Source organism: Flavobacterium sp. KMS (genome assembly GCF_000813005.1).
Taxonomy (GTDB): Bacteria; Bacteroidota; Bacteroidia; order Flavobacteriales; family Flavobacteriaceae; genus Flavobacterium.
Genome location: NZ_JSYP01000008.1, coordinates 88,995 through 113,989, shown reverse-complemented (window position 1 = coordinate 113,989; position 24,995 = coordinate 88,995). Strand labels below are relative to the sequence as shown.

General features: G+C 32.5%; 22 protein-coding genes. 19 read left to right on the top strand and 3 right to left on the bottom strand.

All coding sequences use genetic code 11. The annotated features are described in order from the left end of the window. Positions 1-43 precede the first annotated feature (43 nt). The 5 genes from argB (at position 44) to OA93_RS09975 (ending at position 5,776) form a co-directional block, all read left to right on the top strand. Positions 44-817, top strand: a complete 774-nt coding sequence (argB, locus tag OA93_RS09995) for an acetylglutamate kinase (protein ID WP_039113042.1) — start codon at positions 44-46, stop codon at positions 815-817. Positions 818-914: 97 nt separating this feature from the next. Next, the gene (locus OA93_RS09990) at positions 915-1,985 is read left to right on the top strand and encodes a M20 family metallo-hydrolase (RefSeq protein WP_039113041.1); all 1,071 of its coding nucleotides are present in this window, start codon (positions 915-917) and stop codon (positions 1,983-1,985) included. A 218-nt stretch (positions 1,986-2,203) separates the two neighbouring features. Next, a complete protein-coding gene (argH, locus tag OA93_RS09985) occupies positions 2,204-3,484 on the top strand; it encodes an argininosuccinate lyase (protein ID WP_039113040.1) in 1,281 nt (426 codons plus the stop codon). 119 nt (positions 3,485-3,603) lie between these two features. Beyond that, positions 3,604-4,602, top strand: coding sequence for a DUF2157 domain-containing protein (locus tag OA93_RS09980; RefSeq protein ID WP_039113039.1), 999 nt, complete (start codon positions 3,604-3,606; stop codon positions 4,600-4,602). Continuing rightward, a complete protein-coding gene (locus tag OA93_RS09975; RefSeq protein WP_039113038.1) occupies positions 4,586-5,776 on the top strand; it encodes a hypothetical protein in 1,191 nt (396 codons plus the stop codon). Before OA93_RS09980 ends, OA93_RS09975 begins: the two co-directional genes overlap by 17 nt. A 138-nt stretch (positions 5,777-5,914) precedes the next feature. Here OA93_RS09975 and ytxJ read toward each other — a convergent pair whose 3' ends face one another. Next, positions 5,915-6,304 carry a bacillithiol system redox-active protein YtxJ gene (ytxJ, locus tag OA93_RS09970; protein ID WP_039113037.1) on the bottom strand — a complete coding sequence of 130 codons (390 nt, stop codon included), beginning with the start codon at positions 6,302-6,304 and terminating at the stop codon, positions 5,915-5,917. A gap of 156 nt (positions 6,305-6,460) precedes the next feature. On the opposite strand from ytxJ, the gene clpB reads away from it, so the two are divergent. The 6 genes from clpB to OA93_RS09940 all read left to right on the top strand — a co-directional run bounded on the left by clpB (position 6,461) and on the right by OA93_RS09940 (position 12,798). Next, entirely contained in the window at positions 6,461-9,067 is a 2,607-nt protein-coding gene (clpB, locus tag OA93_RS09965) for an ATP-dependent chaperone ClpB (protein ID WP_039113036.1), read from the top strand. Positions 9,068-9,520: 453 nt separating this feature from the next. Next, the gene (locus OA93_RS09960; protein ID WP_039113035.1) at positions 9,521-10,402 is read left to right on the top strand and encodes a DUF808 domain-containing protein; all 882 of its coding nucleotides are present in this window, start codon (positions 9,521-9,523) and stop codon (positions 10,400-10,402) included. Positions 10,403-10,595: 193 nt separating this feature from the next. After that, positions 10,596-11,021, top strand: a complete 426-nt coding sequence (locus OA93_RS09955) for a hypothetical protein (protein WP_039113034.1) — start codon at positions 10,596-10,598, stop codon at positions 11,019-11,021. 250 nt (positions 11,022-11,271) lie between these two features. After that, positions 11,272-11,517: a hypothetical protein gene (locus OA93_RS09950; protein ID WP_052250026.1), complete on the top strand. Its 246-nt coding sequence runs from the start codon at positions 11,272-11,274 to the stop codon at positions 11,515-11,517. After that, a complete protein-coding gene (locus tag OA93_RS09945) occupies positions 11,518-11,802 on the top strand; it encodes a type II toxin-antitoxin system RelE/ParE family toxin (protein ID WP_039113032.1) in 285 nt (94 codons plus the stop codon). A gap of 108 nt (positions 11,803-11,910) precedes the next feature. Beyond that, positions 11,911-12,798, top strand: coding sequence for a carbon-nitrogen hydrolase (locus OA93_RS09940; RefSeq protein ID WP_035620980.1), 888 nt, complete (start codon positions 11,911-11,913; stop codon positions 12,796-12,798). A gap of 78 nt (positions 12,799-12,876) precedes the next feature. On the opposite strand, the gene OA93_RS09935 is transcribed toward OA93_RS09940, so the two are convergent. Further along, positions 12,877-14,139, bottom strand: a complete 1,263-nt coding sequence (locus OA93_RS09935; RefSeq protein ID WP_039113031.1) for an OmpA family protein — start codon at positions 14,137-14,139, stop codon at positions 12,877-12,879. Positions 14,140-14,405: 266 nt separating this feature from the next. Between OA93_RS09935 and OA93_RS09930 the strand changes: the two genes are divergently transcribed. After that, entirely contained in the window at positions 14,406-15,446 is a 1,041-nt protein-coding gene (locus OA93_RS09930) for an agmatine deiminase family protein (RefSeq protein ID WP_039113030.1), read from the top strand. Positions 15,447-15,524: 78 nt separating this feature from the next. Continuing rightward, positions 15,525-15,896, top strand: a complete 372-nt coding sequence (locus tag OA93_RS09925; protein WP_131474472.1) for a hypothetical protein — start codon at positions 15,525-15,527, stop codon at positions 15,894-15,896. Positions 15,897-15,971: 75 nt separating this feature from the next. Here the strand turns inward: OA93_RS09925 and fahA are convergent, their stop codons facing one another. Beyond that, entirely contained in the window at positions 15,972-17,255 is a 1,284-nt protein-coding gene (gene fahA / locus OA93_RS09920) for a fumarylacetoacetase (RefSeq protein WP_039113091.1), read from the bottom strand. A gap of 108 nt (positions 17,256-17,363) precedes the next feature. Here fahA and glyA point away from each other — a divergent pair, with 108 nt between their 5' ends. From glyA to OA93_RS09890, 6 genes are all read left to right on the top strand, one after another. Beyond that, the gene (gene glyA, locus OA93_RS09915; RefSeq protein ID WP_039113028.1) at positions 17,364-18,638 is read left to right on the top strand and encodes a serine hydroxymethyltransferase; all 1,275 of its coding nucleotides are present in this window, start codon (positions 17,364-17,366) and stop codon (positions 18,636-18,638) included. 142 nt (positions 18,639-18,780) lie between these two features. Beyond that, positions 18,781-19,374, top strand: coding sequence for a tRNA-(ms[2]io[6]A)-hydroxylase (locus tag OA93_RS09910; protein WP_039113027.1), 594 nt, complete (start codon positions 18,781-18,783; stop codon positions 19,372-19,374). Between the two features lie 247 nt (positions 19,375-19,621). After that, positions 19,622-20,119 carry a GNAT family N-acetyltransferase gene (locus OA93_RS09905; RefSeq protein ID WP_039113026.1) on the top strand — a complete coding sequence of 166 codons (498 nt, stop codon included), beginning with the start codon at positions 19,622-19,624 and terminating at the stop codon, positions 20,117-20,119. A 121-nt stretch (positions 20,120-20,240) separates the two neighbouring features. Next, the gene (gene corA, locus OA93_RS09900) at positions 20,241-21,311 is read left to right on the top strand and encodes a magnesium/cobalt transporter CorA (RefSeq protein WP_039113025.1); all 1,071 of its coding nucleotides are present in this window, start codon (positions 20,241-20,243) and stop codon (positions 21,309-21,311) included. A gap of 246 nt (positions 21,312-21,557) precedes the next feature. Further along, a complete protein-coding gene (gene pta / locus OA93_RS09895; RefSeq protein WP_039113024.1) occupies positions 21,558-23,651 on the top strand; it encodes a phosphate acetyltransferase in 2,094 nt (697 codons plus the stop codon). 83 nt (positions 23,652-23,734) lie between these two features. Next, on the top strand, positions 23,735-24,934 hold the full coding sequence (locus OA93_RS09890) for an acetate kinase (RefSeq protein WP_039113023.1): 1,200 nt from the start codon (positions 23,735-23,737) through the stop codon (positions 24,932-24,934). Positions 24,935-24,995 lie beyond the last annotated feature (61 nt).

Here is a 24,995-nt window from a genome sequence, read left to right as displayed (position 1 = left end):
CACTTAGAACCTCAGAACCTTAGCGTCTTAGAACCTCAAAAAAATGAAAGTTACATTAATAAAAATTGGCGGTAATATAATCGATAATCCATCAGAATTAGAGAAATTCTTAACTGATTTCTCTAAGATAGAAGGACATAAAATATTGATTCACGGAGGTGGAAAATCGGCTACAAAAATGGCTGAAAGTATTGGTTTAGTTCCACAGATGATAGATGGTCGTCGTATAACCGATGCAGCAATGCTGGATGTTGTCGTGATGATTTATGCAGGACAAATCAATAAGAATATTGTAGCACAATTGCAGGCAAAAAACAATAATGCGATTGGATTTTCGGGAGCCGATGGGAATTTAATCCAATCGACAAAAAGAAACCACCCAACAATCGATTATGGATTTGTAGGCGATGTAAAACAAGTAAATACAAGTTTATTGGCTACATTGCTAGAAAACAATATTGTTCCAGTTTTTTGCGCCATTACACACGATAAAAACGGACAATTGCTAAATACTAATGCCGATACAATTGCAAGCGAGTTAGCGATTGCCTTGTCTGAAGATTTTGATGTTACGCTTACCTATTGTTTTGAAAAACAAGGAGTTTTATCAGATTCAGAAGACGATGATTCGGTAATTACTGAAATAAACGCCGAATTATACGAAAAACTAAAAACCGAAAAAGTAATTCATTCCGGAATGATTCCAAAACTAGACAATTGTTTTAATAGCCTGTCTAAGGGAGTTCAGACCATAAAAATTGGACATCATAGTATGTTGCAAAATTCCAATATATTGCATACAACTATTAAATTATAAAAGAAAAAAGTTGCTAAGTTTCTAAGAAACCAAGACTTTTGTAATCTTAGAAACTCAGCCCCGAAGCTTCGGGATAGACTTCAGTACCTATCAAAAAATGAAAAATATAGAAACGCTTACTCAAGAAGCAATAGCATTATTAAAAAGTTTGATCGAAACCCCATCTTTTTCAAGTGAAGAAGATCAAACGGCACTTTTAATCGAAAATTGGTTCAATCAAAACGAGATTCCTTTTAAAAGAGAGAACAATAATGTGTGGGCTTTCAATAAACATTTCGACAAAAATAAACCAACACTATTACTGAACTCGCACCACGATACAGTAAAACCCAATCAAGCATATACCAACGATCCGTTTAAAGCAATTGTAAAAGACGGCAAATTATTCGGTTTAGGAAGCAACGACGCAGGAGGTTGTTTGGTTTCGTTATTGGCGACGTTTGTACATTTTTACAATAATGAAAACTTACCTTATAATCTGGTAATCGTAGCTTCGGCAGAAGAAGAAAGCAGCGGAAAAAACGGATTAAACAGCGTTTTACAACATTTACCAGAACTAGATTGCGCCATAGTAGGAGAGCCTACATTAATGCAATTGGCAGTAGCCGAAAAAGGATTGTTAGTTCTTGATGTAAAAGTAAAAGGAACAGCAAGCCACGCTGCACACCAAAACGACGACAACTCATTATACAACGCTATTCCTGTAATGGAGTGGTTTAGAAACTATAAATACGATAAAATATCCGATGTTTTAGGGCCGGTAAAAATGACCGTAACCCAAATAAACGCTGGAAAACAACATAATGTAGTGCCATCAGAATGTGACTTGGTTGTTGATATTCGTGTAACCGATTGTTACTCCAATACCGAAATTCTAGAAGAGGTAAAAGCTAATGTAAAAGCCGAAGTAACGCCACGGTCTATGCATCTTAATGCTTCGTCTATTCCAATTGCACACGCTTTAGTACAAGCCGGAATTGCTTTAGGTAGAACAACTTACGGTTCGCCAACACTTTCCGATCAATCCGTTTTAAGTTGCCAGTCATTAAAACTAGGACCAGGAGAAACATTACGTTCACACTCGGCAGACGAATTTATTTTTATCAACGAAATCGAAGAAGGAATCGAATTGTATATTAAAATACTAACCGATTTCTTTAAATTATAGTAGCATCTTTTCTCATCCTGAGCGGAGTCGAAGGATAAGGAGCTATTTCCCGCTATTCGTTACAATCTTTTCCTGGCTAAAGAAGCCAGAAAAAGGATTTTCACTGCTATCGGGGCTAAGGCATTTAGGAAATAAAGAAACATAGTAATAAAATTAAACTTTGTGAATCTTTGAGTTTTTCTTTGAGAAACTCTGTGAAACAAAACAACATACAGCTTATGAAACTTTGGGAAAAAGGAATTGCAACAGACAAACAAATCGAACATTTCACTGTTGGAAACGATAGAGAACTAGATTTGGTTCTGGCAAAATACGATGCATTAGGTTCAATAGCTCATGCAAAAATGCTGGGACAAATCGGACTTTTAACTGCCGATGAAACCAATTCGTTAGTAGATGCATTAAACGAAATCATTGTCGATGTCGAAAAAGGAAATTTCGTAATCGAAGATAGTTTTGAAGACGTACATTCCAAAATCGAATATTTGCTAACAGTAAAACTAGGAGATGCAGGAAAGAAAATCCATACGGCACGTTCACGTAACGACCAAGTTTTAGTCGATGTGCATTTATACCTAAAAGATGAAGTAAAAGCATTAAAAGAACAAGTAAAAAGTCTTTTTGATTTGCTAATGGAATCTGCCGAGAAACATCAAAATGTATTATTGCCAGGATATACACATTTACAAATAGCAATGCCGTCCTCATTCGGGATGTGGTTCTCTGCGTATGCCGAAAGCCTTATTGACGATATTACGATGCTAAACGCAGCAGCCAAAATTGTAGATCAAAACCCACTAGGATCTGCTGCAGGATATGGAAGCTCATTTCCTATAAACAGAACATTTACAACACAAGAACTAGGTTTCGAAACTTTAAAATATAATGCCGTAGCAGCACAAATGAGCCGTGGTAAAGCTGAGAAAACTGTAGCTTTTGCTATGAGCAGCGTTGCAGCAACGTTGTCTAAATTTGCAATGGACGTTTGCTTGTATATGAGTCAGAACTTTGATTTTATCAGTTTGCCATCACACCTTACAACAGGTTCAAGCATAATGCCACATAAAAAGAATCCAGATGTATTTGAATTGATACGTGGGAAATGCAATAAAATCCAAGCATTACCATATGAAATCACGTTGATCACAAACAATTTACCAAGCGGATATCACAGAGATTTGCAGCTTTTAAAAGAAGGATTGTTTCCAGCAATTCAAAATCTTAAAGCCTGTTTAGATATTGCGATTTTTTCTATAAAAGATATCACAGTAAAAGACCATATCTTAGACGATAAAAAATACGATTACCTATTTACAGTAGATACATTAAATGAAATGGTTGTAGCAGGAATGCCGTTTAGAGATGCTTACAAAGAAGTAGCCGAACAACTAGAAAACGGCACGTTTAAGTCGCCAAAAGAAACTAAACATACACATGAAGGAAGCATCAATAACTTATGTTTAGATGCCATAAAAGATAAGATGAAAAGTTCTTATTAATTCAGGAAAATGCGCTATGATATCATAGCGTTTTTTTTTGGTTAAAACCTTTTTTATTGAAAACAGAAAATTCATACTAAATACATATATTTGATACATAGTTATCTTAAAGTAATAGTATGACACAATTTGATGAACAGGCAACTCAAAAACTTTTTGAGAACAATTTAATTACCGAAGAACAATTTATACAGGTAAAAGCATATCGTAGTTTAGGGATTTTTTCGCTGCATAACGAATTAAAGTTATTTCTGTACCTGTCGGTTTTATTATTTACAACAGGAATCGGAATCTTAATTTATCAAAACATCGATACAATAGGGCATGTAGCTATTTTATCTTTATTATTAATCGTAACAGTAATTTGTTTTTACTTTTGCTTTAAAAAATCAAAAGGATTTCAAAAAGAAGATTCTAGTTTTGAGAACCCCGTTTTACAATATTTAGTCCTTACAGCAACAATCCTCAGTTGTATTTTTGTAGGTTATATTCAGTTTCAATATCAGCTATTCGGTACCCACTACGGTTTAGCAACATTAGTTCCTACTATTATAAGTTTCTTTTGTGCGTATTATTTTGATAACAAAAGTGCCCTAACAATTGCAGTAACAGGTCTAGCTGCCTATATAGGATTGTCAGTAAGTCCGCAAACATTGCTACATAATGATTTTTATACTACAGATACCTTAAGTTATTCGGCAATTATATTAGGAGGTTTATTAATCCTTTGGACTATTTATAGCACAAAGATTAATTTAAAAACACACTTCAATTTTATCTACCTTACCTATGCTTTGCATTTAATAAGTATTGCTTCAATCAATAATTTATTTAATGGTTATTGGTTAATTTTTGTAATTATTTTAGGAGCTTCTACCTATTATTTTTACAATGTAAGTTATCAAATTCCTGCAATTTCGTTATTTGTGTTTACAATTTTATACGGGTATATCGGTACAAATATTGTAGTTTTTAAAATCTTAAACTTTATAAATGCTTACGAATTTTATGGATTGTTGATATTTGGAACTCCTTTATATATTATAGGTTCTATTATATTGTTCATTAAATTAATTAAAAATTTCAATAAACAAAAAGCAAATGATAGTATACAATAAGGATTTATTGAAGAATATTTTTTTGGTCAATGAGGCCGAGAAATTACAAAAAGGTAATTTTATTACTAAAGAACAATTAGATACAGTTTCTAAAGAATTACCAGTTCTTAAAAGTCAGGATAATATATTAATCCGTATAGGATTTTTTCTGTTAGGAGCTTTCTTATATTCGTCTATTTGTGGGTTATTATCTATTTTTGGACTTACTTATAATGATGATTATTTAGCGGTCTTACTTTATGTATATGCAATAATAGGATTTGCAGGAACTGAATTTTTAGCAAAGCAAAAATATTATGGATATGGCTTAGATGATGCTTTTGTACTAGGAGCACAATTAACTTTGGCGGCAGCAGTTATAATGTCTTTTGTAATGAGTATATCTCGAGTTACAGACCTAGATGTGCTATCTTGTATGCTTACAGTAACCGTAGTTTCTTTACTATTATATCTGCGTTATATACATTTATCTTCAGCATTAATTTTTTGTTTAGCACTAACCACAACATTAGGATTTTTTGTCTTTAAGTATATCGAGCTGGGGAGTCTTTTCTTACCGTTTGTATTAATGATTTATGCAATCGGAATGTATTTTGTTAGTAAAAAGCTTCTTAAGGATTTAGCAGAGCCTTTTTATTACAACGGCATACTTTTGATGAAAAATTTTAGTTTAATTATATTATATTTTTCAGGGAATTATATGGTTGTAAGAGAGTTTTCGGCTTTTTTATCAGGGATGTATTATGAGTTAAGTCCAGATGTTCCTTTTTCGTTATTCTTTTGGGCTTTCACGTTTATAGTTCCAGTTCTTTATTTGTTTTTTGGATTACGCAATAAAGACAGAATCTTACTTTGGATAGGTTTTTTAGCCTTTTGTTTTTCAATTTTTACTTTTAGAACCTATCATCATGTTTTGCCAGTAGAAGTTGCCTTGACTTTTGGAGGTTTATTGCTTTTTGCCTTTACTTATTTTGTGATAAGAAAGATAAGGGACAATGAAAAAGGAATAACATTTAAACCAGATCGTATGGATAGCTCAAATTCATTACTAAATGCCGAAGCGTTGATTATAGCTTCTACTTTTAATTTAAAACCAGAAATGAAACCAGAAGAATCTCCAATGGAGTTTGGAGGAGGAGATTTTAGTGGAGGAGGCTCAGGAGGGAGTTTTTAATGCTGTGAAGAAGGAAGATTTTAGAGGAAAGATTTTGAGAAAAATAAAGTACTGATTTTTTTTGATTTAAATTCTACATCTAAAAATCTTTCTTCTCACATCTTTCATCTAATTTCTTACATAAAACATCTCACTTTGCTACACTTTACTTTTCAATACTTCAGCATCAATATCGCTATGAGAAGCATTATATATTGACTTTCCGTCTTTGATAAGTAATAATTGAGGAGATTGGTGAACAACGTTAAAACGAGAAGCTATTTCGTTCGAAACATCACGATACGCTATTAAATCAAGAAAATAAGCATTAACTTTATTGTCTAAATCGAACTCTTTTTCAAATTGTTTTAGTGCCATTCGGCTAATACTACATCTTGTACTATGTTTGAATATAAGAATTTGCTTATCTTTAGATGCCGTTTCGATTTCGTCTAATTGCTCCAAACTTGTTAAGGGAATCCAATTTATTTTGGTTTCTGATGATTTATTTTGATCAGAATCTCCGAATAGTGATGATAAAAAACTCATATTTTGTCGTTATTTATGACTTTTTGTCGTTTAAAAATGATAAAAATCAAATTTTAAGCGTCATTTTGTCTGTTTTATTGTTGTGGAATATAATTTGAGAAATAATAAACAAAGTTACTTATTAAAATAGAATCATAAATCATAAATCAAATAAAGATGAACATAAATAAATTTACAATCAAATCGCAAGAAGCAATTCAGCTCTCTCAGCAATTGGCCCAAAAAAATGGTCAACAGCAAATAGAGAATGAACATATCTTCAAGGCTATTTTTGAAGTTGATGAAAATGTGGCGCCATTTATTTTGAAAAAACTCAATGTAAATGTGCCTTTATTTCTTCAAATTCTAGATAGCACCATACAAAGCTTCCCAAAAGTTTCGGGAGGAGATGTAATGCTTTCCAGAGATGCGAATAAAGCATTGAACGAAGCGGAAATTATTGCACAAAAAATGAACGATGAATATGTTTCAATCGAACATTTAATGCTTGCAATTTTTGATTCAAAAAGTAAAGTTGCTCAAATCTTAAAAGATCAAGGAGTAACAGGTAAAGGCTTAAAAGCTGCTATTGAAGAATTACGTAAAGGAGAACGTGTAACTTCAGCATCTGCCGAAGAAACATATAATTCTTTGAACAAATATGCTAAAAACTTAAATGAATTAGCACGTACAGGAAAATTAGATCCTGTTATCGGACGAGATGAAGAAATTAGACGTGTATTACAAATTTTAACACGTCGAACTAAAAATAACCCAATGTTAATTGGTGAGCCTGGAGTTGGTAAAACTGCAATTGCCGAAGGTTTAGCACGAAGAATCGTTAATGGTGACGTGCCAGAAAACTTAAAGGATAAAATTGTGTTTTCGCTAGATATGGGAGCATTAATTGCTGGGGCAAAATATAAAGGTGAATTCGAAGAGCGATTAAAATCGGTAGTAAAAGAAGTTACTGCAGCCGAAGGTGATATCGTCTTGTTTATAGATGAGATTCATACACTTGTAGGAGCAGGTGGAGGAGAAGGCGCAATGGATGCGGCTAATATCCTAAAACCAGCATTGGCTCGTGGAGAATTAAGAGCGATTGGTGCAACAACTTTGGATGAATACCAAAAATATTTTGAAAAAGATAAAGCGCTTGAGCGTCGTTTCCAAAAAATTATTATTGAAGAGCCAGATACAGAAAGTGCGATTTCAATTTTACGTGGAATCAAAGAAAAGTATGAAACACATCATAAAGTTCAGATAAAAGACGAAGCAATTATTGCTGCTGTAGAGCTTTCTCAACGTTATATTACCAATCGTTTCCTACCAGATAAAGCGATTGACTTAATGGACGAAGCTGCGTCTAAATTGCGTATGGAAATCAATTCAAAACCTGAGGAATTAGATGTTTTGGATAGAAAAATAATGCAGTTAGAAATTGAGATTGAGGCTATAAAACGGGAGAAAGAAGAAAGCAAGCTTAAAGCTTTACGAATGGAATTGGCGAACCTGAAAGAAGAACGTAATGAAATCTACGCTAAATGGAAATCTGAAAAAGATGTAGTAGATGGTATTCAGGCTGTAAAATTAGAGCTTGAAAACTTTAAACATGAAGCAGATCGTGCAGAACGTGATGGTGATTACGGAAAAGTAGCCGAGATTCGTTATGGTAAAATTAAGGAAGCTCAAGAAAGACTGGATGTTTTATTGAAACAAATGCATGAATACCAATCTGGAAATTCTTTGATAAAAGAAGAAGTTACCAGAGAGGATATTGCCGAAGTTGTGGCAAAATGGACTGGTATTCCAGTAATGAAAATGCTTCAAACAGAAAGAGAAAAACTATTGCATCTGGAAGATGAGTTACACAGACGTGTAGTTGGTCAGGAAGAAGCAATCGAAGCAGTAAGTGATGCTGTAAGACGAAGCAGAGCTGGTTTACAAGACATGAAAAAACCTGTGGGTACATTCCTGTTCTTAGGAACTACAGGAGTTGGTAAAACAGAGCTTGCAAAAGCTTTGGCAGAGTATCTTTTTGATGATGAAAATGCCATGACCAGAATTGATATGAGTGAATATCAAGAACGTCATAGTGTGAGTAGATTAGTAGGTGCACCTCCAGGATACGTAGGATATGATGAAGGAGGACAATTAACTGAAGCTGTACGTAGAAAACCGTATTCAGTAATTTTGTTAGATGAGATTGAGAAAGCGCACCCAGATACATTTAATATTTTATTACAAGTATTAGATGAAGGACGATTGACTGATAATAAAGGACGTTTGGCTGATTTTAAAAATACGATTATCATCATGACTTCGAATATGGGAAGCCAGATTATACAAGAAAAATTTGAAAACCTAAAAGGTGGAATCGAAGCTGCTACAGAGGCTGCAAAAGTCGAAGTGCTTGCTTTATTAAAACAAACAGTACGTCCGGAATTTATAAACCGTATTGATGAGATTGTATTGTTCCCACCTTTAACAGTGGACAATATTAAACAAATTGTTGGTTTACAATTAAAAAGTGTTACAAAAATGTTGGCTTTGCAAGGAATTACAATGGATGCAACTCCAGAAGCAGTTGCTTATTTATCAGATAAAGGATTTGATCCGCAATTTGGTGCAAGACCAGTAAAACGTGTTATACAAAGAGATGTTTTAAATCAATTGTCAAAAGAAATTTTGGCAGGAAAGATTACAACCGATAGTATTATTTTATTAGATGCTTTTGATGGTAAATTGGTTTTTAGAAACCAAACGCCAGAATTGGCTAATTAATGTTTAATTTTTAGTAGTTTGAAAGCACCAGTCGAAAGACTGGTGCTTTTTTTTGTAAAAACTAAAAATCAGTAAATCATGAAACTTTTTTTTAAATTATTATAAAAAAAAATCTAATTAAGTTCTCACCTTTACGTAAGCAGAGTTAAACTAGAATTAACACGATATAAAAACTTAAAAATAAATATTATGAACAACATATTTAGAGGGTTAATAGCAGGTTATGGAGCCAAAAAGCTAGGTAGCGGATGTTTTGGTACTATTTTCGTTTTTGTAATCATCTGGTTGCTGTTAGGACAATGTAGTTAAAGAAAGTCAGATTGAAAATATTTGATTAAATCAGAAGAAAGAGATTTAAACAAAAAGTATTAGATTCGCACAAAATAACAAAATGCGTCAATTATTTTTTTGTGCCCTACACAAAGAGATTAGCGCAATTTTTAAAACAAAGATATGGCATCAGGTTTTTTCGTTCTATTAGATGATATTGCAGCAATTATGGATGATGTTGCGGTAATGAGTAAAGTTGCAGTAAAAAAAACAGCAGGTATATTAGGAGATGATTTGGCGGTTAATGCCGAAAAAGCTTCAGGATTTGTTTCTTCAAGAGAATTACCTGTATTATGGGCGATTGGTAAAGGTTCGTTTATTAATAAACTTATCATTTTGCCAATAGCATTTTTATTAAGTGCCTTTTTTCCAGTAGCAATTATTGTAATCTTGGTACTTGGTGGGGCTTTTTTAGCTTATGAAGGAGCCGAAAAAATATTTGAATTTTTCTTTCCGCATAAACACGCAAAAATAGAGGTTACAGCACAAACTTTTTCAGAAGAAGAAATTTTAGCTGCCGAAAAAGAAAAAATAAAATCAGCAATAGTAACCGATTTTATATTATCTGTCGAGATAGTAATTATAGCATTAGGAACTGTAATAGAAAAACCTATTCTAACGCAAATTATGGTTGTTTCGATAATTGCAGTAGTAGCAACAATTGGAGTGTATGGCATTGTTGCGCTTATTGTAAGAATGGACGAATTAGGTTTAAAACTTATTCAGCTTACTAAAAAAGAACGTAGTATATCAAAAACCATAGGGAATTTTTTAGTGCAAGCACTTCCAAAAGTGATTCAGAGTTTATCAGTAATTGGCACAATCGCTTTAATCCTGGTAGCAGGAGGTATATTTGTACATAATATTGATTTTTTCCATCATTTAGTTCCACAATTACCTTCTATCGTAAAAGAGTTTACTATTGGACTTGTAATTGGTTTTGTGGTTTTAGCGATTGTAACCCTAATCAAAAAAATACTTCCTAAAAAAGAAGTAGCAGAATAAATAAAAAAGCAATTATTAAGGAACATCAGTCTAACGGCTGGTGTTTTTTTATGCCAAAAATGAAAATTTTAAAATTATTAATTTGTTGATTTTTAAGCATTTGTTGTTTTGTTTGGTTTTTTTAACATTTTTATGAAGCAACCATAGTAATCTATTTGCATCTATGTTATAATTAACAACAATAATTATTTATATGAAAAATTTTAAATTAAAAACAGTTTTAGTCGTATTATTCTTGTCAACAGCATTTATTGCATGCAGCAATGATGATGATAAAGAGGAAGAAAAACCACCAACTCCTGAGTTTGTAATAAAAGGTGCTTTGGCAACAGAAGTAAAAGGTCCTACAACTGGAAAATTAAATGAGGAACTTAGTTATGATGTAACTTATATAGTAGATAATACTTGTGGAGAATTCAGTAAAATTTCTGATGTAACAATTGGTAAAGACAAAGGATTACAAGTTGAGGTTAAATATCCAACAGGAGTTTGTACTACACAAGTTCCGGATCCTAAAAAAACGATCTATAAATTTAAATCGGCTACTGCTGGAACTTTTGAAATAAAATTCAAAAAATCAGAGACAGAATTCGTGATACAGAAAGTTGTTATTGAATAGTTTATTCAATAAAAGTAAATAGCTGTTAAAAGCGTAATGTTTTATATAGCTAATTTAAAAACCGTTTTATTTTTATTTCTTTTATCAAAAACCATTGAAAAGAAATATTTATAAAACGGTTTTCTGTTTTTATGAGATTTAGTTTTTAGGAAGTGAGAATTAGATTTAGTTTATAATAATTTTATAATTAGCATAATAAAAAAATGAGGCTCAAAATTATTACCTTTGGATGATTAAAAAGAATATAGTTATGGGAGCTTTAGAGTTAAGAGATAGTATTTTAGAATATATAAATACTGCAGATGAACGTCTTCTAAAAGTTGTTAAAGCAGTTATTGAAAGTTATCAGGAAGAAGAAATTGTAGCTTTTTCAGTTGATGGGAATCCAATTACTAGGGCTGCTTATAAAGTAGAATTAGCAAAAGCAGAATTAGATATTAAGAATGGGAATGTGATTTCACAAGAGGATTTAGAAAAAGAATCTGAGAATTGGTAGATGAGTACAATAAAAAAAGTAGTTTGGACTAATACAGCCAAAAATCAATTAAAAGGAATTTACGCTTATTACAAAGAGAAATCAGTGCAAGGGGCAGATAATGTAAAAAATGATATTTTAAATAGTACAAAAAATATTCATTTTGTTGAGCAGTTCCAAAAGGATGAGGTTGAACCTGAATATCGAAGAATTATTATTAGAGATTATAAAATCTTATATTTAGAAGAAAATGAAGTTGTTTTTATTATTAGAATATTTTCAACAAAACGGAATTCTATACAATAATTATAAAAAAGAGCTTAATTAGCTCTTTTTTTATGAAGCCAAGTAAATTAAACATGCTTTGTCATTCCTCTAAAAATTACTATTTTTGCAGTCTAAAAATTTTAAGTCATGCCGAATAAGAAATATAAAATTGCTGTTATTCAATTGAACCTTAATGATGTTGCCGAAAACAACTTGAAAAAGTGTATCAGTTGGGTAAAAGACGCTGCAAATAAAGGTGCCGAAGTTATATTATTGCCAGAATTATATAGCAGTCATTATTTTTGCCAAAGTGAAGATGTTGATAATTTTGCTTTAGCAGAACCATTATATAGTACTTCATTTATTGCATTTAGTGCTTTAGCCAAAGAATTAGGTGTAGTTATAATTGTTCCTTTCTTCGAAAAAAGAATGGCAGGAATATACCACAACAGTGCTTATATTATCGATACAGACGGATCTGAAGCTGGATTATACCGTAAAATGCATATTCCAGATGATCCACATTTTTACGAAAAATTCTATTTTACACCTGGGGATTTAGGTTTTCAAGCTATTGAAACAAAAAAAGGAAAAATAGGAACATTAATTTGTTGGGATCAATGGTATCCGGAAGCTGCTCGTATTACAGCTTTAAAAGGTGCTGAAGTATTATTTTATCCAACAGCAATTGGATGGCATCCAAAAGAGAAAGAGCAATATGGTGAAAACCAATATGGAGCTTGGATGAACGTGATGAAAGGACATGCTGTTGCAAATGGTGTATTTGTTGCTGCTGCTAATAGAATTGGTTTAGAGCAATATATAGATGGTACAGACGGAATTCAGTTTTGGGGAGCTTCATTCATTGCAGGTCCACAAGGTGAAATTTTAGCGCAAGCCTCACATGATAAAGAAGAAATTCTTATTGCTGAAGTTGATTTAGATTTACAAGAAAACGTACGTCAGAACTGGCCGTTTTTCAGAGACAGAAGAATTGATGCTTTTGGAGATATTACTAAAAGAGCAATCGACTAATTGAGTTGATTTATATAAAAGCAAAAAGGACAAAATTTACATTTTGTCCTTTTTTTGTTTGTAAAAGTAAAATTAAATTTATTTTACCTGGAAAGTAACTCTTCTTACGATTTGACGAGCTTCTTTAGAATTTTTATTCACAGAAGTATCTTCACCGTTAGCAATAACATTTAATCTAGATCCATCGATTCCAGCATTTAAAGCTACTTTTTTCACAGCTTCAGCTCTTTTTCTAGATAGCTCAGTGTTATAGCTAGAGCTTCCAATTTCGTCAGCATAACCTACGATATCTGCACTTTTTGATGGATTGTTTTTTAAGTATTTAACTAAAAAGTCAACACCAGATAAAGACGCATTTGTTGGTTTTGATGAGTTAAAGTCAAAATAAACGTTTACATATCCTCCGTTAATTAACTCCTCAACAGTATTGTTTGTAGCGGTAGTATTTTTTTGCCCGTAGGTTTTATCTAAGTAACTTTCTAATTCATCTGGAACACCATTTTGATTGTTGTCAATAGATTGTCCTTTGGTATTTACGGCAACTCCGGCAATAGAATTTGGTTCTAAGTCATATAAATCGGCTACACCATCTTTATCGCTATCGATAAGACCTGTTTCGATAAGACCAACTCTTTCTTCTAATTTGTTATACTTGTCGTTGTCTTCAGAATACCAATCGGCATGTTTTTCGTTTTTACCTAAGTAGAAGGTTAGACCTACAGAAGCATTTAATAATACGCCGTCAAAGCTACCACTTGTTGTTGGGCCCATCCCGTCGAAATTGTAATTTTGTCTTCCATTAACGATTCCGGTAAGATCTCCAGTTAAAGCAATTCTATTACTAAGTCTAACTTGTCCAGTAAGACCAAGAATTCCGTGACCTGTGTAATCTTTTCCATCAAAACCTGTGTCAGAACTTAATTGAGAAACTCCAAATCCACCATGAGCTAACAGACCAAAAGTATTAGTCCAGGTTTCAAAGTTTAAAGCTCTACCAAGGTTAATAACCCCTTGCAAACTTGTTCTTAATTGTCTGCCTTCAAAGTCGGGAGTATCATCACGTTCTTTAAACTGATCATATCCAAAATCGAATTTCAAACCAAACTTTGGATTAAACATGTATCTTACCCCTAAATCTGCATGAAATGGGCTAAGTGTAGCAGTCGAATACCCTTCGGTCATTGTTCTGGTTGGTTTGTTTATACCACCATTTAATTCGATAGACCATTTATTATACGGATTTTTTTCAACTGAAGGTTGGGCAGAAGTTGTTGCCATGTTTTGGGCACCTGCTGCCACGGATAGTAATAAAAGCGATACGGAAGCTAATTTCTTTTTCATGATATCATTTGTTTAATTTGATTTTTGTGAGCTCTATTTTTTAAACTCAACATAAAATTAGAGTAATGATTTTAAAAGAGTGTTCTATTGGTATTATATAATTCCCATGTTTTAGGGCTTTGGCTAGAGTAAGATTGCTTTATTAGTATTGTATTTTTAATTATTTTAGAGAATATATATATTATAAGGAGAGGAAAAAATGAATATTGGACAATGATAAAAGTTACGAATGATTATCTTTGCTTTTTTTAATTTAGAACCTTTTTATGACAACGAATAATAGAAGATTTCCTGCTGAATGGGAAAAACAACAAGGTATTGTATTGTGTTTTCCTCATAATGGTAAAGATTGGCCAGGGAAATACGAGGCAGTTCAATGGGCTTTTGTAGAGTTTATAAAAAAAGTAGCTACTTATGAAACAGTTTTCTTGGTAGTTGCCGATGAAGTTTTAAAAGCTAAAGTGAATGATATGCTCGAAAGAGCACGTGTAGATTTAAACAATGTTACTTATATTGTTCATAAGACTAACAGAAGTTGGATGCGTGATTCTGGACCAATTGTGGTTAAAAATGGAGATAAAAGAGAAGCATTAAACTTTAATTTTAATGGTTGGGCTAAATATAAAAATTATCAATTAGATAAATTTGTTCCAGCTAAAGTTGCTGATGTTTTAGATATTCCGCTTACACAAGTAATGTATAAAGGGAAACCAGTTATTGTAGAAGGTGGTGCGATTGATAGTAACGGAAGAGGTACCTTATTAACATCAGAAGAATGTTTGATGCACCCAAGTATCCAAGTTCGAAACCCAAATTTTACAAAAGAAGATTACGAAGCTGTTTTTAAAGAATATCTTGGAATAACCAATGTTATTTGGTTAGGAGATGGAATAGAAGGGGATGATACACATGGACATATTGATGATTTGTGTCGTTTTGTAAACGAAGATACAATTGTTACGATTGTAGAAACAGATAAAAATGATGCAAACTACGAACCTTTGCAGGATAACTTAAAAAGGTTGCAAAATGCAAAGCTAGAGAACGGAAAATCTCCAATAATTGTTGCTTTGCCAATGCCTAAGCGAATAGACTTTGAAGATTTAAGATTGCCAGCAAGTTATGCTAATTTCTTAATTCTGAATAATTGTGTTTTGGTTCCTACTTTTAATGATAGTAATGATCGCATAGCACTAAATATTCTTTCGGAATGTTTTCCTGATAGAGAAGTAATCGGAATTAGTTGTGTTGATTTTATTTGGGGATTCGGAACATTACATTGTTTGAGCCAGCAAATACCTGTATAATTGGTTTTGATGAGTTAATATGAAGTTTGAGAATGTAAAAGGTTAAGTTACAGAAAGATGAAAGGAATGAAATTTAAAATGTTTTCAGTTTTAATTGTGTTTTTGGTTTTAGTAAGCTGTGTCTCAAAAAAGAATAACTTAACAAATGAAAATTTTGAATTTGTTAGTGGCAATGAAAAAGTAATTTTTGGAATTTCGACTGGAAATAAATATTTAGAATCGAATGTTTTAACGAAAACTAAATTTAAGTTTGAAAATATTAATCCAAAAAATGTAAATCTTTCAGGGAAGACAATTCGGATTCTAAAAGGAAATGATGAAAATGAATTACTGGTAGAAATGTCGCCCAAAAAAGAAGATTTAGAAAACGGAAAATTAAAGATATTTGTTTCTTATAGAAGTAATAATGAATTTAAGACATTTGAGTTTGAAATTCCAGTAAAATTATAAAATAGAGTAAAACTAAAAAGAGGCGATTTTAAATTTAAAATCGCCTCTTTTTTATTATTCTGAATCAAGATCTCTTCATTGTCTCACGAAAGGAGCAAGTAATTGGCTTGAAACTTCTCCAAAACCAATACGAACTTCATTGCTCTCGCAATATCCTCTCATAATTACAGTATCGTTATCTTCGATAAATTTACGTTCGCTACCATCATTTAACTTTAAAGGATTTTTTCCTCCCCAAGTTAGTTCCAGCATAGATCCACAACTGTCTGGAGTAGGTCCGGATATTGTTCCAGAACCCATCATGTCGCCAGAATTAACACGACAACCATTAGAGGTATGATGTGCTAATTGTTGACTCATTGACCAATACATATATTTAAAATTCGATTTGGAAACTACAGTTTCTTCTTTATCTAATGGTTTAATAGAAACTTCTAAATTGATATCAAAAGCTTTCTTTCCTTTAGTTTGTAAGTAAGGAAGCGGAGATGGGTCTTGTTTAGGTCCTTTGGTTCTAAATGGTTCTAAAGCATCCATGGTAACAATCCAAGGAGAAATAGAAGAAGCAAAGTTCTTAGCCAAGAAAGGTCCTAGAGGCACATACTCCCATTTTTGGATATCGCGTGCACTCCAGTCATTCAATAAAACCATTCCGAAAATATATTCTTCAGCTTCATAAGCAGGAATAGGTTCTCCCATTATGTTAGCATCAGTTGTAATAAATGCTGTTTCTAGTTCAAAATCAATAGATCTTGATGGACCAAAAACAGGAGAGTTCTCTCCATTAGGAAGCGTTTGTCCCATTGGTCTGTGTACAGGAATTCCAGAAGGAATAATGGTAGAACTTCTTCCGTGGTATCCTACAGGAATGTGTAACCAGTTTGGAAACAAAGCATTTTCCGGATCACGGAACAATTTACCTACATTGGTAGCATGCTCTCTGCTTGAGTAAAAATCGGTATAATCACCAATTAAAACAGGTAATTGCATTTCGACATCATCAATTTTAAAAATGACTATATCTCTATCTTTTGTAGAATCTCTTAATTGTGGATTGTTGATGTCAAATATATCGGCAATACGGTTTCTAACCAATCTCCAAGTTTTTTTTCCATCAGAAATGAAATCATTTAGAGTGTCTTGCATAAACATATCATCAGTTAAATCAATTCCTGAGAAATAGCTTAATTGTTGCAAAGCACCTAAATCTATGGCGTAGTCGCCAATTCTTGTTCCAACCGTTACTATATTTTCTTTGGTAAGAAAAACACCGAAGGGAATGTTTTGAATAGGAAAGTCACTATTCTCTGGTACATCTAACCATGATTTTCGTTTAGTATCGTTGGCAGTTATCGGCATGTGCATGTTAATTATTTGTTGAAAAATTCTATGTCAAATATATCATAATCTAACAGTTTGACAAACGTTTTTTTGTATTTTTGCATCAAATTAACGAAAAACTAAAAAATGCAACGCGACGAACAAATTTTTGATCTTATTCTTGAAGAACAAGAGAGACAAATTCACGGATTAGAACTAATCGCTTCAGAAAATTTTGTAAGTGATGAGGTAATGGAAGCAGCTGGTTCTGTTTTAACAAATAAATATGCAGAAGGTTATCCAGGCAAAAGATACTACGGAGGTTGTGAAGTAGTTGACGTTATTGAGCAAATTGCTATCGATAGAGCTAAAGAGTTATTTGGAGCTACTTACGCAAACGTACAACCACATTCAGGATCACAAGCAAATACTGCTGTTTATCATGCATGTTTAAAGCCAGGAGATAAAATTTTAGGATTTGATTTATCTCACGGGGGTCACTTAACTCACGGGTCTCCAGTAAACTTTTCGGGACGTTTATATACTCCGGTTTTTTATGGTGTAGATAAAGAGACAGGACGTTTAGATTATGATAAAATTCAAGAAATTGCTACTAAAGAGCAACCAAAATTAATCATCGCAGGAGCTTCGGCTTATTCTCGTGATATGGATTTTGAGCGTTTTAGAGTAATTGCAGATAGCGTAGGAGCAATCTTATTTGCTGACATTTCACATCCAGCAGGACTTATCGCTAAAGGATTAATGAATGACCCAATTCCTCATTGTCATATCGTTTCTACTACAACACATAAAACATTACGTGGACCACGCGGAGGGTTAATCTTGATGGGTAAAGATTTTGAAAACCCACTAGGATTAACAAATCCAAAAGGAGAAATCAGAATGATGTCTGCATTATTAGACTTAGCTGTATTCCCTGGTAATCAAGGAGGTCCTTTAATGCATATTATTGCTGCAAAAGCGGTTGCTTTTGGAGAAGCATTACAAGATGAGTTCTTTACTTATGCAATGCAATTAAAAAAGAATGCAAATGCTATGGCAGAAGCGTTCGTAAAAAGAGGATACGATATTATTTCTGGAGGAACTGACAATCACATGATGTTAATTGACCTTAGAAATAAAGGGATTTCAGGTAAAGAAGCTGAAAATGCATTGGTAAAAGCTGAAATTACTGTAAATAAAAATATGGTTCCATTTGATGATAAATCACCATTTGTAACTTCAGGAATTCGTGTAGGAACAGCAGCAATCACAACTCGTGGTCTTGTTGAAGACGACATGGAAACTATCGTTGCATTAATCGATAGAGTATTAACAAATCACACAAGTGAAGAAGTTATCGAAGAGGTTGCTAACGAAGTAAATGAAATGATGAGCGAAAGAGCAATCTTCGTTTATTAAGAATATTTTATTTAAAAAGATTAAGGTTTAAAGTTTAAGGTTTTGTTGATATCGAAAGCTATCACAAAAGTTTTAAACTTTAAACTTTTTTACTTCCAGCCCTAACTTTAAATACTTTTTTAAACATTAAACAAAAAGAAAAATGGGTGTATTAAGATTACAGTTGCCAACTGACCCAAGATGGGTAAATATAGTAGAGAAAAATATTGAAGAGATATTAACGGATCATGCTTGGTGCGAACAAAAAGCTGCAACAAACGCTATCACGATAATTACGAATAACTCAGAACATCAAGATTTAGTTAAGGATTTATTGGCTCTAGCCAAAGAAGAAATTGACCATTTTGAGCAAGTACATAATATCATCATCAAAAGAGGATTAAAACTTGGTCGTGAGCGCAAAGACGATTATGTAAATGAATTGTATTTATATATGAAGAAAAGCGGTGACGGAAGTCGTGTTTCTAGCTTGGTAGAAAGATTATTATTCTCAGCAATGATTGAGGCAAGAAGTTGCGAACGTTTTAAAGTGCTTTCGGAAAATATCAATGACGAAGAATTATCTATTTTTTATAGAGATTTGATGGAAAGTGAAGCAGGGCATTATACCACTTTTATTACTTATGCCAGAAAATACGGAGTTGGGATTGATGTAGAGAAACGTTGGAGAGAGTGGCTTGCTTACGAAGAATCAATAATTACCAATTACGGAAAAGGAGAGACGATTCACGGGTAAGATTAGTGTTCAGTGGCAGTATTCAGCCTCAGTGTTCAGTGGCGGCGCTCAGTTTCAGTAACAGAGTTTAGTGTCATCCTGAGCGGAGTCGAAGGACATTCCAATTATCCATATAGTCTAAAAATCTAAGAAGTCTAACAATCTAAGAAGTCTAACAATCTAAGAAGTCTAACAATCTAAGTCAGTCTAATAATCTAAGTCAGTCTAACAATCTAAGTCAGTCTAACAATCTAAGAAGTCTAAAAAAATGATTACACTTAAAATAGCATCAGCAACCGATGTACCTACAATAAGAGAAATTGCATTTAAAACTTGGCCTAATACTTATGGCGAAATCCTACCTCAAGAACAACTTGATTATATGCTGGACAAATTTTATGAGCCAGCTCTTTTAGAAGAAAGCATTCGTAACGGACATATTTTTACTATGGCTTACGAGGATGATTTTTGTCTTGGTTATGCAGGATATCAACATAATTACCAAGACAAGAATGCTACACGCTTAAATAAACTGTATTTGCTTCCAGAAGCACAAGGAAAAGGTATGGGGAAAATATTAATTGATGTTGTCGTGGCTGCAGCCAAAGAAAAAGAAGCAGATATCGTTACTCTGAATGTAAATAGATTTAATAAAGCAGCTTCTTTTTATAAAAAAATGGGATTCGAAATTGTAGCCGAAGCTGATATTGAGCTAGATCACGGGTATTTAATGGAAGACTTTATTATGGAAATGAAAGTAAAGTAATAACCTACTTTATTCAATTCTTAAATAAATTAGAATTTTACTTTAGTAATGCCAAAATTGGTAATGTAGCCATGTTTTAAAAAACTTTTTTGTAATATTACTATATAAATCATTATATTGAATGAGAAAAATAAAATACAAAAAAGGCCGAAAACTACAACCCTATTCTTTAGAATATACAGGTCGGCATAAAGACACTCAGTCGGAAATGCAACTTTTTGTTTACGATGATTTAGAAATCACCGAATATGAGAATTTCAATATATTAGCCTTAAATACGTGTATTGATTATACTAAAAATAATTGGCTAAACATTCATGGTTTAAATAATATAGAACTTATTAAAACTATTGGAGAATATTTTGGTGTAGATGGATTCATGCTTGCGGATATACTTAATACTACTAAAAGGACTAAGTTACAAGAACAACAAGAAATTCTCTTTTTTAATATAAAATCACTTTTGCCTTCTGAAGATTCAGATAATATTAGTGTAGAGCAAATTAGTTTTATTATCAAGGATGGGGTTTTAATCTCTTTTCAGGAAAAACGAAGTGATTTCTTTACACACATACGCGAACGTATTAGGCAACACGCAGGAATCGTTCGAACCAAAAAAGTAGATTATTTGCTTTATTTATTGTTAGATGCGGTGATGGAGAATTTTTATATCACGCTCGAAGACGAAGAAAATAAAGTAGAAGAGTTGATTAATATTACCAAAGGAGATACTAATCCTATTATTCTTGAAAAGATAGAAAAGCACCGCGATAATTTCAACTTCTTAAAACGTTCTATTATACCACTCCGAGATTCATTATATGATATAAAAAGTATAAAAGATGATGATACATTTAATGGAATCGAAAAAGTAAACTTTAGTTTCTTTTCTCGATTGCATCAAAAAAGCTTAGAACTTTTAGAGCAAATAGAGTCGGATATGAGTTCATTAGAAAGCGCTTCTAATTTTTATTTTTCGGCACAAAGCCATAAAATGAATGAAATTATGAAGACATTGACCATAATTTCGGCAATATTTATTCCGCTTACTTTTATAGTTGGAGTATATGGGATGAACTTCGAAAATATACCAGAACTTAAATATCAATACGGATATTATTCTGTTATGATTGGAATGTTTTTATTAGTGATTGCATTGATCATTTATTTTAAGAAAAGACGATGGTTTTAGGGGTAATAGCTGATAGTGAATTAACTGTCGTTCCTTAATTGGTCTGTAATTACGGATAAAATTAATAGTGGACAATATTGTCCTTGATATGACAAATGTCAGTTGTAGTAAGGGGCAATTTCTCTAATTTTACTTCTTTTTAATTGAAAGGATTTATAAGATGAATACCGATTTAATTAAAACTATTTTTAATAAATAAAATATAGGATCTAGACTATTTTTAGATGTTTTTTAAACAATAAAATTATGAGTAAAGCAGTATATATAGCAACAAGCGAGCAGAATAGTGGTAAGTCGATTATTACTTTAGGGTTAATGAGTATGTTGATGGGGAAAACTGCCAAAGTGGGCTATTTTAGACCCATTGTTGAGGATTTTATCGACGGAGAATTGGATAATCATATCGAAACTGTGATTACACATTTTAATCTAGACATTAAATTTGAAGATGCATTTGCTATCACAAAAAGTAAATTAATCAAGAAGAAGAATAAAGGCAAAATAGGAGAAGTATTAGACTTAATAATCGAAAAATACAAACGTCTCGAAGAGCGTTTTGATTTTGTATTAGTCGAAGGAACTAGCTTTACAGGAGAAGGAACAGTAATAGAACTGGATACAAATGTATTAATTGCTAAGAATTTAGGAATTCCAACTATTATCCTTGGTTCAGGAATTGGTAAAACATTAGATGAATTGGTAGATAACCTTTCTCTTGTATATAATTCTTTTAAAATAAAAGAGGTAGAAGTTCTAGCGGTTATTGCAAATAAAGTTCAAATTGAGAATGTTGAATTGGTAACTTCAGGATTGAAAAAAAGCCTTCCAGAAAGTGTTTTGGTTAATGCTATCCCGGTTATTTCGAGCTTGAATAATCCAACAGTTCAGGAAATTGTAAATGAACTAGATGCTAAGGTTTTATTTGGAGCAGCACATTTAAATAATCAAACGGGACATTTTAGTGTAGGAGCGATGCAATTGCATAATTATCTAATGCATTTAAAAGAAAATAGTTTAGTTATTACTCCTGGTGATCGTGCCGATATTATTTTAGGTGCTTTACAGGCTAATGAATCGGCCAATTATCCTACGATATCAGGAATTGTACTTACAGGAAATATTATTCCCGAAGAGAGTATTTTGAAGTTAATAGAAGGACTTTCGCCTATTGTTCCAATTATTTCGGTAGAGGGTGGAACGTATAATATTACGAACCAAATTGGTGCTGTTAAATCGAAAATTTATGCAAATAATGAGCATAAAATAGAAACTTCAATTAATACATTTGAAAAATATGTTGATTTAGATAGTTTATCTGAGAAACTAATCACTTTTGTGGCAGAAGGAATGACACCAAAAATGTTCCAGTATAACTTGGTAACCAGAGCCAAAAAGCATCGTAAACATATTATTTTGCCAGAAGGAAGCGATGAGCGTATTATTATAGCGGCGTCGAGATTATTGGCAATGGATGTGGTTGATATTTCGATAATTGGAGATAAAAAACAAATAGAAAGTAAGGTGGCTGAATTAGGAATTACTTTTGACTTTTCGAAAATTAAAATTATAAATCCAATAGAATCTCCATTTTATGAAGACTATGCGAATACTTATTATGAGCTTAGAAAAAATAAGAATGTGACCATTACTATGGCAAGAGATTTAATGGAGGATGTTTCTTATTTTGGAACCATGATGGTTTATAAAGGGCATGCTGACGGAATGGTTTCTGGTGCTGCACATACAACCCAACATACAATATTACCAGCTTTACAGTTTATTAAAACCAAACCAAACTCATCTGTAGTTTCATCGGTGTTTTTTATGTGTTTAGAAGACCGTGTTTCGGTGTTTGGAGATTGTGCTATAAATCCTAACCCAACGGCAGAACAATTGGCTGAAATCGCTATTTCATCAGCAGATTCCAGCGCGGCTTTTGGGATAGAACCAAAAATTGCAATGTTATCTTATTCTTCCGGAACTTCTGGAAAAGGAGATGAGGTTGAGAAAGTAAGAGCTGCTACGGAAATTGTTAAACAAAAACGTCCTGATTTAAAAATTGAAGGGCCAATTCAATATGATGCAGCCGTAGATAGAAGTGTTGGAAAAAGTAAAATGCCAGATTCTGAAGTTGCAGGACAAGCAAGCGTACTTATTTTCCCTGATTTAAATACAGGAAACAATACCTATAAAGCAGTACAGCGAGAAACAGGAGCACTGGCAATTGGGCCAATGTTGCAAGGATTAAATAAGCCTGTAAATGATTTAAGCCGAGGTTGTACCGTAGATGATATTATAAATACAGTTGTTATTACAGCAATTCAGGCGCAAGGATTGTAATTAATTAAAAATCTGTAAAAAAACTAAGCTTATAAAAAAAAGGAACTTAGAAACTTAGTGCCTTAGCACCTAAAAAAATAACAATGAAAATATTAATTTTAAATTCAGGAAGCTCTTCTATAAAATATCAATTAATGAAAATGCCAGCAAATGAAGTGATTTGTTCTGGTATGATTGACAGAATTGGTTTAGAAAGTTCGAATGTAACATATAAAACAAAAGATGTTTCTTTTGAAGAAATTTTGCCAATTGCAACACATAAAATAGGATTACAAAAGGTAGCCAGCTTACTTTTAAATGGAGAAACAGGTGTTATAAAAAGTACTTCAGAGATTAATGCTGTTGGACATCGTGTGGTTCATGGCGGAAGTGAATTTACCAAAACAGTTAAGATTGATGAAAAAATAAAAGCCAAAATCAAGCAACTTTTCGAATTAGCACCATTACACAATCCTGCAAATCTTGAAGGAATAAATGTTGCTGAAGAAATTTTTGATACAGCGGAACAAATTGCAGTTTTTGATACTGCTTTTCATCAAACAATACCAGTTGTAGCTCACAAATATGCTATTCCTGACAAGCTTTTGACAGAGAATAAAATACGTATGTATGGTTTTCATGGAACAAGTCATAAATATGTTTCGGAGAATGCTATTAAATACTTGAAGAAACATACTGATACAAAAGGTAAAAATATCATTACAATACATTTAGGTAACGGTTGTAGTATGACAGCGGTTAAAGATGGTAAGAGTATTGACCACACAATGGGATTTGCACCTGCTAATGGTTTAATAATGGGAACACGTGCTGGTGATATTGATCATTCGATAATTTTCTATATGAAAAATACCTTAAATTATTCATTAGAAGAGATTAATACAATACTCCAAAAACAAAGCGGAATGCTTGGTCTTACAGGTTTTAGTGACTTAAGAGATATTGAGGCTCAGGCAGAAAAAGGTAATAAAGAATGCCAATTGGCATTGGCAATGAATGCTTATCGAATAAAAAAATATATAGGTTCCTATACAGCCGTTTTAAATGGTTTAGATGCTATTGTTTTTACAGCAGGAATAGGGGAGAATTCATCTTATATGCGAAAATTAGTTTGTACTGATATGGAGTTTTTTGGAATTGAATTAGATAATGAGAAAAATGAAATTCGTTCTAAATCTAATCGCGAAATCAATACAGAAGCGTCTAGAACCAAAATTTTGGTAATCCCTACAGATGAAGAATTTGAAATTGCAAATCAAGTTCATCATTTGCTTAAAAACTAGATATAACACATTATTTTATAAAAAAAGCTTCTCATCGAGAGGCTTTTTTTATATGAAAATT

Excerpts from the sequence above, each read along its gene's own strand:
- argB (WP_039113042.1), top strand. The coding sequence starts at position 44 with ATGAAAGTTACATTAATAAAAATTGGCGGTAATATAATCGATAATCCA.
- OA93_RS09990 (WP_039113041.1), top strand. The coding sequence starts at position 915 with ATGAAAAATATAGAAACGCTTACTCAAGAAGCAATAGCATTATTAAAA.
- argH (WP_039113040.1), top strand. The coding sequence starts at position 2,204 with ATGAAACTTTGGGAAAAAGGAATTGCAACAGACAAACAAATCGAACAT.
- OA93_RS09980 (WP_039113039.1), top strand. The coding sequence starts at position 3,604 with ATGACACAATTTGATGAACAGGCAACTCAAAAACTTTTTGAGAACAAT.
- OA93_RS09975 (WP_039113038.1), top strand. The coding sequence starts at position 4,586 with ATGATAGTATACAATAAGGATTTATTGAAGAATATTTTTTTGGTCAAT.
- ytxJ (WP_039113037.1), bottom strand. The coding sequence starts at position 6,304 with ATGAGTTTTTTATCATCACTATTCGGAGATTCTGATCAAAATAAATCA.
- clpB (WP_039113036.1), top strand. The coding sequence starts at position 6,461 with ATGAACATAAATAAATTTACAATCAAATCGCAAGAAGCAATTCAGCTC.
- OA93_RS09960 (WP_039113035.1), top strand. The coding sequence starts at position 9,521 with ATGGCATCAGGTTTTTTCGTTCTATTAGATGATATTGCAGCAATTATG.
- OA93_RS09955 (WP_039113034.1), top strand. The coding sequence starts at position 10,596 with ATGAAAAATTTTAAATTAAAAACAGTTTTAGTCGTATTATTCTTGTCA.
- OA93_RS09950 (WP_052250026.1), top strand. The coding sequence starts at position 11,272 with ATGGGAGCTTTAGAGTTAAGAGATAGTATTTTAGAATATATAAATACT.
- OA93_RS09945 (WP_039113032.1), top strand. The coding sequence starts at position 11,518 with ATGAGTACAATAAAAAAAGTAGTTTGGACTAATACAGCCAAAAATCAA.
- OA93_RS09940 (WP_035620980.1), top strand. The coding sequence starts at position 11,911 with ATGCCGAATAAGAAATATAAAATTGCTGTTATTCAATTGAACCTTAAT.
- OA93_RS09935 (WP_039113031.1), bottom strand. The coding sequence starts at position 14,139 with ATGAAAAAGAAATTAGCTTCCGTATCGCTTTTATTACTATCCGTGGCA.
- OA93_RS09930 (WP_039113030.1), top strand. The coding sequence starts at position 14,406 with ATGACAACGAATAATAGAAGATTTCCTGCTGAATGGGAAAAACAACAA.
- OA93_RS09925 (WP_131474472.1), top strand. The coding sequence starts at position 15,525 with ATGTTTTCAGTTTTAATTGTGTTTTTGGTTTTAGTAAGCTGTGTCTCA.
- fahA (WP_039113091.1), bottom strand. The coding sequence starts at position 17,255 with ATGCCGATAACTGCCAACGATACTAAACGAAAATCATGGTTAGATGTA.
- glyA (WP_039113028.1), top strand. The coding sequence starts at position 17,364 with ATGCAACGCGACGAACAAATTTTTGATCTTATTCTTGAAGAACAAGAG.
- OA93_RS09910 (WP_039113027.1), top strand. The coding sequence starts at position 18,781 with ATGGGTGTATTAAGATTACAGTTGCCAACTGACCCAAGATGGGTAAAT.
- OA93_RS09905 (WP_039113026.1), top strand. The coding sequence starts at position 19,622 with ATGATTACACTTAAAATAGCATCAGCAACCGATGTACCTACAATAAGA.
- corA (WP_039113025.1), top strand. The coding sequence starts at position 20,241 with ATGAGAAAAATAAAATACAAAAAAGGCCGAAAACTACAACCCTATTCT.
- pta (WP_039113024.1), top strand. The coding sequence starts at position 21,558 with ATGAGTAAAGCAGTATATATAGCAACAAGCGAGCAGAATAGTGGTAAG.
- OA93_RS09890 (WP_039113023.1), top strand. The coding sequence starts at position 23,735 with ATGAAAATATTAATTTTAAATTCAGGAAGCTCTTCTATAAAATATCAA.